The following is an 11,304-nucleotide window of genomic DNA, read 5'->3' as shown; positions in this document are numbered from 1 at the left end:
GTCTGACGCGACTTACTCGCCGGTATCGACCTGAACCGCCGAGTACGTCGCGCCTGGCGCGCGTTCGTGCGCATCGCGGTCGGACGCACGAGCCCGGTGTGTGTCGAGTGCCACCCTCGGGCAATTAGTTGATTAGCGAAACTATCAAATAAGATCGGCGGCGATGTCACACGCCGCCGCCCCCGTCAGGTCCCGCCGTCCGGCCGGACTCATCACCGCCGTCCTCGCAATCACCGGCACCCTCGTGGCGTTGCAGCAGACGCTCGTCGTGCCGCTGCTGCCCGAGGTGCCGAAACTGCTGCACACCACCGAGACGAACGGCTCGTGGTTGGTGACTGCGACGCTGCTCACCAGCGCCGTCGCCACTCCGATCGTGTCGCGCTGTGCCGACATGTTCGGCAAGCGCAAGATGATGCTCATCTCGCTGGCCACGATGATCGTCGGCTCGCTGATCGGCGCGCTGGGGCACCAGTTGTGGCAGGTCATCCTCGGCCGTTCGCTGCAGGGTTTCGCGGCCGCGCTGGTGCCGGTCGGCATCTCGATCATGCGCGACGAACTGCCGCGGGAGAAGGTCGGCGGTGCCGTCGCGCTGATGTCGGCAACACTCGGCATCGGCGCCGCGATCGGTCTGCCGTTGTCCGGCTACATCTACGCCCACTTCGACTGGCACGCGCTGTTCTGGGTGAGCCTCGTGGCGGCGATCGTGATGTTCCTGGCGATCGTGCTGGTGGTGCCCGAGTCGGCGGTGCGCACTCACGGACGCTTCGACGTGGTCGGCGCGCTGCTGTTGTCGAGCGCACTCATCTGCTTCCTGCTGGCCGTCTCCAAGGGCGGTGACTGGGGCTGGGGGAGCCGCACCACCCTCGGGCTGTTCGTGGCCGCCGTCGTGATCGCCGCGGCGTGGGTGCCGTGGGAGCTGCGCACCGTCGGCCCGATGGTCGACCTGCGCACCGCCGCCCGTCCGCCGATCCTGCTCACCAACATCGCCTCGGTCTTCGTCGGCCTGTCGATGTTCGTCAACCTCGTCTCCACCACGCAGTTGCTGCAGATGCCGAAGATCACCGGTTACGGGCACGGCCTGAGCGTGCTCGACGCCGGACTGTGCGTGCTGCCGGCGGGTCTGATGATGGTGGTGCTGTCGCCGGTCACCGCCACCATCACCAAGCGCTGGGGCGGCAAGTACTCGCTGCTGCTCGGTGGCCTCGTGCTCGGCCTCAGCTATGTGTTGCGCGTCTACCTCACCGGCTCGGTCTTCCAGATCGCGCTCGGTGCCGCGATCACCAGCGCGGGCACCGCGATCGCGTACGCCGCGATGCCGAGCATCATCATGGCCAACGCCCCTATCAGCGAGACCGCAGCGGCCAACGGCTTCAACGCGTTGCTGCGCGCGGTCGGCACGTCCACCTCGTCGGCGATGGTGGCCGCGATCCTGTCGACCGTCGCGATCAACGTCGGCGGTATCGACCTGCCGCGCCTCGAGGCGTTCCACTACATCTACTGGGTGGCCGCGGCCGCCGGTCTCGTCGCCGCGCTCGTCGCGTTCTTCATCCCGTCGTCCCGTCGTGAGGACGACCCGCAGGAGACCCACAGCGGACGCGATGTCGTCGTGCACGGTCACGTGCGCGACGGGTCGGGCCGCCCGGCCCGCAACGCGGTCGTCACGCTGCTCACCGACTCCGGCGAGAAGGTCGACTGGTCCCGCGCCGAGGCCGACGGTTCCTACTCGCTGGTGTTGCCCGGTCCCGGTGTCTACCAGCGGATCACGAACGCCGACGGTTACCACCCGCGCGCCGAACTCGTGTCGATCGATGCTGCCGGCGAGTACGCCGTCGAGCTCGGCACCCGCTTCCGGCTCGAGGGCACGGTGCGGCTCGACGGACACCCGGTTGACGGCGCGCTTGTCACCATCACCACGCCGCTCGGCGAGGTGGAGGAGACCGGCCACACGCAGGCCGACGGCAGCTTCTCGCTGCGCCTCGACGTCACCGGCCGGCACGTCGTCAGCGTCATCGACCCGGCCACCAGCGCATCCAGCGCGCGGCACGTCGTGGTGCTCGGCGCGGTCGACCCGCTGACCGTCGACCTTGTGCGCCGCCCGTCGGATCCCGCTCCTACTGTGGACGCATGAACTCCCACACGCTGAACGACTCCACCGAGGTGCCGGCTATCGGGTTCGGCACCTACCCGCTGAAGGACGAGGAAGGCATCACCGCGATCGTCGGTGCGCTCGAAGCGGGCTACCGCTACCTCGACACGGCGGTCAACTACGGCAACGAGACCGAGGTGGGCGAGGCGCTGCGCCGCAGCGGACTGCCGCGTGAAGACGTCCGCATCGCCACCAAGATCCCGGGGCGCTTCCACGCCAAGGATCTCGCGCTCACCTCGCTGCGCGACTCGGCGCAGCGGCTGGGCGTCGAGCAGATCGACGTCGGCCTGATCCACTGGCCGAACCCGTCGGTCGGGTTGTACGTCGAGGCCTGGCAGGCGCTCGTCGAGGCGCAGCAGGAAGGCCTCGTGCGCACGATCGGCGTCTCAAACTTCACCGGCGAGCACCTGCGCCGCATCATCGACGAGACCGGTGTCACCCCCGCGATCAACCAGATCGAGGTGCACCCGCTCTTCCCGCAGCAGGAGATGCTGCAGGTCGACGCCGACCTCGGCATCCTCACCCAGGCCTGGAGCCCGATGGGCAAGCGCAGTGCACCGTTCGAGGCCGAGCCGGTGGCCGCAGCCGCGAAGGCGCACGACGTGTCGCCCGGGCAGGTCATCCTGCGCTGGCACCTGCAGCGCGGGGTCATGCCGCTGCCGAAGTCGGCTACACCGTCGCGCCAGGCCGACAATCTCGACGTGTTCGGGTTCGAGCTGTCGCAGCAGGAGGTCGACGCGATCAGCGCGCTGGGGCGTCCCGACGGACGGCTCTTCGGCGGCGACCCCGACACGCACGATGAGCAGTAATTCGGTTGGTGTCGCCGGCGCGCACCGCCACGATGGGCGCATGACGAGCGAGCGCCACCGTCCGCCCTTCGTGGCCGACGAGAAGACCCAGCTGCTGGGCTGGCTGCAACTGCAGCGCGACATCATCGGCTACAAGTGCGAGGGGTTGTCGCACGAGGATGCGCATCGCGTGGTCGTGCCGACCTCACCGCTGATGACGGTGGCCGGCATCGTGTCGCACCTACGTTGGGTCGAGCACACCTGGTTCCAGATCGCGTTCCTCGGCGACGACCCGACCGGCAGTCCGGCCTTCTCCACCAAGACCGAGGACCTCGACTTCATGGTCGAGGGTCACGAACTCGACATGCTGCTGAAGATGTACCGCCGCGAGTGCGACGCCGCCAACCGGGTGATCGCGGCGTCCGACCTGGACGACATCGGGAAGTACGACGGGTTCCCCGCCGGGCATGCATCGCTGCGCTGGATCATGATGCACATGCTCGAGGAGACGGCTCGTCACGCCGGCCAGCTCGACATCATCCGTGAATTGCTCGACGGGGAGAAGGGTTACTACTGAGCGCGGCCCTCGGCCGGCGCCACCCGCACGCCGCCCTGCCCGTTGGCTTCCAGCGACGCGGCGACGAAACCACTCGCCTTGAGCTCCTCGACCGTTTCGTGCAGCCAACGGACGGCGGTGTCGGATAACGACTTCGGCACCGCTACTGCCTGCCGGATCTGCATGAACGCCTCGTCGATGACCCGTTGACCGGGCGTGCGTTCGGCGAACGCGCTGACTGGCTGGCGGATGCCTGCGCCGGCTTCGAGGCTCTCCTGGACGTAGACGTCGGTGCCCTCGGCGCCGCGCACCAACTCGGCATGTTCGAGGGTGCGGGTGAGGAACAGGTCGTACGCGGAGCCCTCTTTCACCCCGATCCGCACGCCGGCGACGTCGATATCGGCGACGGTGGACAGCGGGCTGTCGTCAGGGACGACATAGACGCCTTCGATGAGCGCGTACGGCGCGGTGAACGCCACCTGCTCGGCGCGGGCGGGCTCGACCGCCATGAAGCCGAGAGTGGCGGCGCCGGTGGTGAGGGCCTCGAACGACTTGCGGGCGGCGTCGAAGCAGACGAACTCGACCGGCACGCCGAGCCGGTGCGCGATCTCGCGGGCGAGGTCGACCGTGACGCCGGCGGGGTTGCTCGCATCACCCTGGGCCAGCACGGGGTTGCCGAGATTGATCGAGGCGCGCAGCACGCCGTCCGGGGCGAGTTCGTCGACGGGTTCCATGCGCCCATTCCTATCGCGAACGCCGGACAATGTGAGCGATCCGACGGATCGCGCTCGACTGCCGCGTCGGCCGACACGAAATGATGGACGGATGAGTGACAGCGAACTGTCGGTGAACGGCCTGCCCGAGGGAATGCAGGTGCGCCAACCCGAGCTCGACGATGTCGACGCCATTCTCGAACTCGTTGCGGCACACCGGCGCAGCGTCGGCCGTGACGGTGCCGTCGACGGGCCGATGATCGCCCGCCAACTCACCGGCGTCGGCTCGTGGACCCGCCGCCAACTCGTCGTCACCGACGCCGACGACCGCCTCGTCGCCTGGTTGTCGGTGCACGACCGCGCCGCCGGACGCACGGTCATCGAACCCGAGGTGTCGGTCGACCTGCCCGACGACGTGGCCGATCACCTCGCTGACTGCCTCTTCGCCGCCGGACGCCGGTGGGCGGCGCAGATCGCGAAGGCGCGCGGGCTGAAGTCGACGCTGCTCGACGGGCACGCGTACGCCGACGATGCGCGGCAGCAGCGCTGGCTGGCCAGCGCGGGCTACGAGAAGGTGCGCACCTGGTGGCACATGTCGCGCCCGGTGGAGGCCGCCGAGGCCGCGGGGCTGCCGGGGCCGCGGGAAGGCGTCACGGTGCGACGGGTCGACAAGCACGACGACGGCCTACCGGTGGCCCAAGACCTGCAGACGGTGCACCGGTTGCTCGAGGAGTCGTTCCAGGACCACTTCAGCTCCTACCGCGAGAGCTTCCCGGAGTTCGTGATGCGGCTGCGGGAAGACCCGGGGCACCGGTGGGACCACTGGTGGCTGGCGTTCGTCGAACAGGACGGTCAGCAACTACCGGCCGGAGCCGTGGTGTCGTCGGTCAGCCCGCCCGACGCGTCCGGGGTGGAAGGCAGCTACATCGACTACATCGGTGTGCACCGTCGCGCCCGCGGTCATGGTGTCGCGAAAGCGTTGCTGCACACCGTGATCGCCGACGCCGCCGAGCGTGGCCGCAACCGGGTCGGCCTCGAGGTCGACGCCGATTCACCGACCGGAGCCGACGGCCTCTACACCTCGATGGGTTGGCAGACGGAGTACGTCACCCAGTCGTGGCATGTCGATCTCGATCTGCGGTAGTCAGCCGCGCGGCTTGTCGAGATCCGCGCGCGTCATGACCCGCGCGGATCTCGACAACCTGCGCGTTTGGGCGTGCGGCTGGGGCTGCGGCGACGTCCAGCGGGGTTGCCTAGACTGAGGGAAACCGCACGAGAGGGGGGCGCCATGACCGCACTGATCATCGTGCTCATCACGCTGGCCTCCCTGTACGTGTTCGGCATCGTCTTCGTGATCGTCGCCGGCGCGATGAAACTCACCGACGACTCCCACCTGGTGCGCGAGCAGGGCCGTAGGCAGATCGCCCGAGCGCCGCTGTGGCCGATCGAGGAGTACCAACGGGTCAAGGCCGAACGCACCGAGTCGAAGCGGCTGGCGCACATCGAGCAGTCGGAGGACATCCTGCGCAAGCTCGATCGCGTCGAGCGGCTCCAGCAACGCAACCTCGAGACCTGGCGCAAGGCCGAGGAGTCGCGCAAGCAACTGCACGAGCGCGCGAGCCACGGCGACGAGACCCCCTCGTCACCCGAATCCTGAGCAGAAACCAGCGTGAACGTTTGCGCGATCGTGCGCCCACGTCGCGTGTCCTGCAAACTTTCGGGTCAGGCCCACCAGCCGCGTCCGAACCCGTAGTCGTCGTACAGGTCGTGCGGCAGGTCGGTGCGTGACCCGAGGAACGATCCGACGACGGCGCTGCCGAGGTCGTCGAGGTCGGGGGTGACGACGCGTCCGTCGACCCGCTTGGCGAGGTCGGCCAGGAACCGGCCGAGGGAGGGTTCATCGCCGAGTTGGAAGATGGTGGTCTGGGCGCCGAGGCGCCCGGCGGCCTCGAGTTCGCGGACGGTGGCGGCGATGGTGAACGGGTGCGGCGGGTAGTCGAAGAAGCTGTGCCCGTCGCGTTCGAGGTGGGCGGTGGGTTCGCCGTCGGTGACGATGAGCAGCACCGGTTGGGCGCTCGGGTGCTTGCGGAAGAACCGGTTGGCCAACAGCAACCCGTGGTGCAGGTTCGTGCCCTTGAACTGCATGCCGGCGAGGCCGGTGAGCTCCTCGATGCCCATCACCTCGGCATGCCGGCCAAAACCGATGAGCTGCAGGTGATCTCCGCGGAAACGCGTCGAGATCAGCTGGTGCAGTGCGAGTGCGGTGCGCTTCATCGGTACCCATCGACCGGCCCGGATCATCGAGTACGACGTGTCGACCAGCAGCGCCACCGCGGCCTGGGTGCGCGCCTCGGTCTCGGCCACCTCCACGTCGTCCATCCGGATGCGGACGCGTCCGGTCACCCCGCCGCCGCCGTCGGCCGCCTGCCGTTGGACGGCGTTGGTGATGGTGCGGGTGACGTCCCAGGTCTGGGTGTCGCCGAACTCCCACGCGCGGCTCGACCCGGTGAGTTCGCCGGCAGCGCCCGCGCGGCGCATGTCGCGCTGCCCGCTGCGGCCCGACATGCGGTGTGCGACATCGCGCAGCAGAGTTTTGCCGAGTTGCCGCATCGCCTTGGGGGACAGGCGAAGTGCGCCGTCCGAACCCTTGGTGAGCAGGCCGCTGTCCCGCAGTTCGCGCTCGAGCTCGGCGAGCGTGCGGGCGTCGACCGCGGCCTCCTGCCCGAGCAGTCGGGAGACGGCGTCGAGATCGATGTCGTCCATCCGGGCGCCCGGCCGGTCTTGGTCGAGTTGCTGCACGAGGTCGTCGAGTTGCGCCAACTCCTGCAGCGCGCCGGTGCCGTCGCCCAGGCCGAGGCCCTCCTCGCCGCCGAACTCCTCCGAGCCGCCCCAGTTCTCACCCGGACGCAGCTGCTGCAACAACTGGTCCATTTGCCCGAGTTGCTCCATCAGCTCCGGCGACCCGAAGGCCTGCGCCGACAACTGCATGAGCTCCTCGCGCTGCTCGGGCGTCATCGAGTTGAGCATCCGTTGGGCGGCGGCGGCGCGCGCCGCGAGGGCGTCGAGCAGTTCGTCGAGATTCTGCGGGCTTTCGGGGAAGAAGTCGCCGTGCTTGGCCATGAAGTCGGCGAAGTCCTGCTCGGTGTCCTGCCCGGCGGCGCGCTTGCCGAGCAGCTCGTTGAGGTCCTTCACCATGTCGCTGACCGCCGCGCGGTCCTCGTCCGTCGCCGACTCGAGCGCCTGCTTCATACCGGCGAACCTCTGGTCGAGCAGTTCGCGGCCGAGGAGGTCCTTGATCTGGTCGTACATCTCCCGGGCCTCGGGCGAACGCCACTGGTAGTCGGCCAGTTCGGTGACCGCCTGCGCGGGCGACGGCGGGAGGTTCTCGATGCGCATCTCGGCGAACCGCGCGTCGTCGTCGAGTGCCCGGGCCAGGCTCTTGCGCTCGTCCAGCACCGCCTTGTCGAGCAACTCCTTCACCTGCTGCAGGGTGCCGCCGAGGTTGCTGCGCGCCAGGATCTCCTCGCGTCGCTGCGACACCCGCCGCATCAACTCGTCGAGACCGGGACGGTGGTGGCTGCCGCGGCGCAGGTACTCCCGTATGGCCTGCTCGGGGGAGTAGCCGGCCATGACGTCCTCGCCGATCTTCGCCAGGGCGTCGGCGAGGTCGACCGGTGGTGCGAGCGGGTCGGGACCGCCGGTGAACCGGGCGTATCGGGAGTCGTGGGTCATGCGGGTTCCGTTCAGCCGTAGATGGTTTCGCGGTCGCCGGACTGCTTGTCGATCTTGCGGATGAGGTAGAGGCCCTCGAGCGCGAGCTCGATCGCGCAGGCCCGCTCGCCGTCACTCTTGGCGTCGATGCGGTCGGCGATGTCGTCGTAGAGCGAGCCGCCCGACAGCGGCGGCAGTGCGGCGAGGAAGTCGGAGGCGGTCACCCGCTCGCCGGTGGTGACCAGCGTGCCCTCCTCGAAGGCGGCGACCAGCGGCGCGAGGTCGAGCCCGGCGAACAGGTGCCGCACGGTGTCGGCGGTCGCCGTCCGCAGCAGGTGGTCGAGAATCGGCCGTTCGCGGCCCTCCTCACCCACCTCGAACTCCACCTTGCCGCCGAGCACATCGACCGCGGTCTCGAGGTCGACGACCCGGGCGACGGCTTCCTTCTCGCCCTGAACTGCCTTGCGGTGCAACGCTGCTGCGGCGACGGTCTCGGCGCCGGCGATCGAGAAGCGGGCCGAGACACCGGAGCGCTGATCGACCGACGACGACTCGCGCAGCCCGCGGGTGAACCGCGCCAGGATCTCGACCAGCGGGTCGGGCACCTCCGCGACGAGATGGGCCTCCTGCCGGATGACCGCCATCTCGTCGGCCAGCTCGACCGGGTAGTGGGTGCGGATCTCGGCGCCGAAGCGGTCTTTCAGCGGGGTGATGATGCGACCGCGGTTGGTGTAGTCCTCCGGGTTGGCGCTGGCCACCACGAGCACATCGAGCGGCAACCGCAGGATGTAGCCGCGGATCTGGATGTCGCGCTCCTCCATCACGTTGAGCATCGCCACCTGGATGCGCTCGGCGAGGTCGGGCAGCTCGTTGATCGCGACGATGCCGCGGTGCGAGCGCGGGATCAGCCCGAAGTGGATGGTCTCGGGGTCGCCGAGGCTGCGGCCCTCGGCCACCTTCATCGGGTCGACGTCGCCGATGAGGTCGGCCACCGAGGTGTCGGGGGTGGCGAGCTTCTCGGCGTAGCGCTCGTCACGGTGCCGCCAGGCGACCGGCAGGTCGTCGCCGAGTTCGGCCGCGCGCTGCTTCGAGGCGTGGGTGATCGGGGCGTACGGGTGCTCGCCGAGCTCCGACCCGTCGATCACCGGCGTCCACTCGTCGAGCAACCCGACCAGGGTGCGCAGGATGCGGGTCTTGCCCTGGCCGCGTTCGCCGAGCAACACGATGTCGTGGCCGGCGAGCAGCGCCCGCTCCAGCTGCGGCACGACGGTGTCGTCGAGCCCGTGCAGCCCGGGCCACGGGTCGCGTCCCTCGGCGAGGGCCGCGAGCAGGTTGTCCCGGATCTCTTCGCGCAGGTGCTTGCTCTGGTGTCCGCTCGCGCGCAACTCGCCGACGGTGCGGATGGAGGGTGGGTTCGTCACTCCTTCACGCTACGTCGCGATACCGACACTGACCAGAGGCGGTCCACCGACGGGGTCGTTCTCCCAGCCGAATCACAGCCGCATTCCCAGGGTGGTCGGAGGTGGGTCGGCCACGGCCTACGTCGACGCGTACTCCGCCCTCAAGGAGACCGCCGGCGACGTGTCCGACTACCTCGTCGACGACGGCGACCACCCCAACTCCGACGACCACGCCTTGCTGGCGGCGGCGGTGGTGGCCGCGGTGAATCGCTGACCCGGGACCCGCACACGATGCGACGTGCCCATGTGGGCTGCCCTGATCCGGCTGCCGCGAAGTAGGTTCGTGCCGATCGCGTACTTCGACGAAAGGCGAGGCCCATGGCTGCGCAGAGCCCCACCGAACTGTTCGGAATCGACTCCCTCATCGACCCCGACGACCGCGACATGACGTCCGCCGTCCGCTCGTTGTTGGACGCGCAGGTGCGCCCGCACCTGCAGGATTGGTACGACGCGGGCACGGTGCCGGTCAAGGAACTCGCGCCGAAGCTGGGCGAGATGGGGCTGCTCGGCATGCACCTGGAGGGTTACGGCTGCGCGGGCACCTCGGCGACTGCTTACGGCCTGGCCTGCCTCGAACTCGAGGCCGCCGACTCCGGCATCCGCTCGCTGGTGTCGGTGCAGGGCTCGCTGGCGATGTTCGCGATCTGGCGGTTCGGCAGCGAGGAGCAGAAGCAGGAGTGGCTGCCGCGGATGGCCGCCGGCGAGGCGATCGGGTGCTTCGGCCTCACCGAGCCCGACTTCGGCTCCGACCCGGGCGGCATGCGCACGCGGGCCCGCCGCGACGGCGACGACTGGGTGCTGAACGGTTCGAAGATGTGGATCACGAACGCGCCGGTCGCCGATGTGGCCGTGGTCTGGGCCAAGACCGGGGAGTCGAGCCGCGACGTCCGCGGGTTCGTAGTGCCCACGGACACAAAGGGATTCAGCGCCCCGGAGATCAAGAAGAAGCTGTCGCTGCGTGCCTCGGTGACCGGCGAGATCGTGCTGGACGATGTGCGGCTGCCCGGCTCGGCGATGTTGCCGGAGGCCGCCGGCCTGTCGGGGCCGCTCTCGTGCCTGAACGAGGCGCGGTTCGGCATCGTCTTCGGTGCGGTGGGTGCCGCCCGCGACTGCATCGAGACCGCGCTGTCGTACACCGGCGACCGCGACATCTTCGGCAAGCCGCTCGCCGGTTACCAGATCACCCAGACCAAGCTGGCCGACATGACGCTCGAGTTGGGCAAGGCGATGCTGCTGGCGCTGCACCTCGGCCGGCTCAAGGACGGCGACGGCGTGCGCCCGGAGCAGATCAGCCTGGGCAAGCTCAACAACGTGCGTGAGGCGATCAAGATCGCCCGTGAGTGTCGAACTCTGTTGGGTGCCAACGGCATCACGCTGGAATACCCGGTGCTGCGGCACGCGAACAACCTGGAGTCGGTGCTCACCTACGAGGGCACCTCCGAGGTGCACCAGTTGATGATCGGCCAGGCGCTGACCGGGCAGTCGGCCTTCCGCTGATCGGCGTTCGGGCGCCGCGCACGCGGCTCCCAGGTTCGTCGGAGGTCGTGCGGGCACGCTCACGGGTGTGCCACGACAGCGTCAGCGTCGGGCGTCGCACCCACTTGGGTGTCGCGTCGGCGCTGCTCGCGCTCGCGTGCATCGGGCTGAGCAGCGCGAGCACGGCGATGCAGCCGCTGCCGGGAAAAGGTGACGCGATCGCGGCCACCGTTTCGTCGAGTCCGCCGTTGCGCGTCGTCGGGCTCGGCGACTCCGTGCCATCGACCGCATCGCCACCGAGGAGGGGGTGGCGTACGCCGACGTGTACACCGCGCTCAATGGTGCCGACGGCAGGGCCGACGTCACCGACTACCTCGCCGGCGAGGGCGACCATCCCAACTCCGATGGCCACACCGTGCTCGCTGCTGCCGTGGTCGACGCCGTCGATCACTGA

At 69.2% G+C, this 11,304-nt stretch carries 11 protein-coding genes; 8 read left to right on the top strand and 3 right to left on the bottom strand.

Annotated features, from left to right (window positions below):
• Positions 1–163: 163 nt before the first annotated feature.
• The 3 genes from DFJ65_RS00495 to DFJ65_RS00485 are packed head-to-tail and all read left to right on the top strand — an operon-like array spanning position 164 to position 3,511.
• Entirely contained in the window at positions 164–2,128 is a 1,965-nt protein-coding gene (locus DFJ65_RS00495) for an MFS transporter (RefSeq protein ID WP_115921315.1), read from the top strand.
• Positions 2,125–2,955 carry an aldo/keto reductase gene (locus DFJ65_RS00490; RefSeq protein ID WP_115921314.1) on the top strand — a complete coding sequence of 277 codons (831 nt, stop codon included), beginning with the start codon at positions 2,125–2,127 and terminating at the stop codon, positions 2,953–2,955. Before DFJ65_RS00495 ends, DFJ65_RS00490 begins: the two co-directional genes overlap by 4 nt.
• Positions 2,956–2,995: 40 nt before the next feature.
• Positions 2,996–3,511, top strand: a complete 516-nt coding sequence (locus tag DFJ65_RS00485; RefSeq protein ID WP_115921313.1) for a DinB family protein — start codon at positions 2,996–2,998, stop codon at positions 3,509–3,511.
• Here DFJ65_RS00485 and DFJ65_RS00480 read toward each other — a convergent pair.
• On the bottom strand, positions 3,505–4,224 hold the full coding sequence (locus DFJ65_RS00480; RefSeq protein ID WP_115921312.1) for a transporter substrate-binding domain-containing protein: 720 nt from the start codon (positions 4,222–4,224) through the stop codon (positions 3,505–3,507). The two genes, DFJ65_RS00485 and DFJ65_RS00480, sit on opposite strands and share 7 nt — an antisense overlap.
• A gap of 91 nt (positions 4,225–4,315) precedes the next feature.
• Here DFJ65_RS00480 and DFJ65_RS00475 point away from each other — a divergent pair, with 91 nt between their 5' ends.
• Both DFJ65_RS00475 and DFJ65_RS00470 read left to right on the top strand, forming a co-directional pair.
• Positions 4,316–5,347 carry a GNAT family N-acetyltransferase gene (locus tag DFJ65_RS00475; RefSeq protein WP_115921311.1) on the top strand — a complete coding sequence of 344 codons (1,032 nt, stop codon included), beginning with the start codon at positions 4,316–4,318 and terminating at the stop codon, positions 5,345–5,347.
• Positions 5,348–5,491: 144 nt separating this feature from the next.
• The gene (locus tag DFJ65_RS00470) at positions 5,492–5,860 is read left to right on the top strand and encodes a hypothetical protein (protein WP_115921310.1); all 369 of its coding nucleotides are present in this window, start codon (positions 5,492–5,494) and stop codon (positions 5,858–5,860) included.
• Between the two features lie 65 nt (positions 5,861–5,925).
• Here DFJ65_RS00470 and DFJ65_RS00465 read toward each other — a convergent pair whose 3' ends face one another.
• Positions 5,926–7,935 carry a vWA domain-containing protein gene (locus DFJ65_RS00465; protein WP_115921309.1) on the bottom strand — a complete coding sequence of 670 codons (2,010 nt, stop codon included), beginning with the start codon at positions 7,933–7,935 and terminating at the stop codon, positions 5,926–5,928.
• An 11-nt stretch (positions 7,936–7,946) separates the two neighbouring features.
• Complete coding sequence (locus tag DFJ65_RS00460; protein ID WP_115921308.1) at positions 7,947–9,335, bottom strand: magnesium chelatase ATPase subunit I; 1,389 nt, start codon at positions 9,333–9,335, stop codon at positions 7,947–7,949.
• Positions 9,336–9,426: 91 nt separating this feature from the next.
• On the opposite strand from DFJ65_RS00460, the gene DFJ65_RS17265 reads away from it, so the two are divergent.
• The 3 genes from DFJ65_RS17265 to DFJ65_RS17260 all read left to right on the top strand — a co-directional run bounded on the left by DFJ65_RS17265 (position 9,427) and on the right by DFJ65_RS17260 (position 11,304).
• Complete coding sequence (locus DFJ65_RS17265; RefSeq protein WP_170143942.1) at positions 9,427–9,588, top strand: hypothetical protein; 162 nt, start codon at positions 9,427–9,429, stop codon at positions 9,586–9,588.
• Between the two features lie 104 nt (positions 9,589–9,692).
• Entirely contained in the window at positions 9,693–10,871 is a 1,179-nt protein-coding gene (locus tag DFJ65_RS00455; protein ID WP_115921307.1) for an acyl-CoA dehydrogenase family protein, read from the top strand.
• A 286-nt stretch (positions 10,872–11,157) separates the two neighbouring features.
• The gene (locus tag DFJ65_RS17260) at positions 11,158–11,304 is read left to right on the top strand and encodes a hypothetical protein (protein WP_170143941.1); all 147 of its coding nucleotides are present in this window, start codon (positions 11,158–11,160) and stop codon (positions 11,302–11,304) included.

It is taken from the genome of Calidifontibacter indicus (assembly GCF_003386865.1).
GTDB lineage: Bacteria > Actinomycetota > Actinomycetes > Actinomycetales > Dermatophilaceae > Yimella > Yimella indica.
Note: the sequence above shows the minus strand (reverse complement) of the source record. Positions and strands in the feature narration are given on the sequence as shown.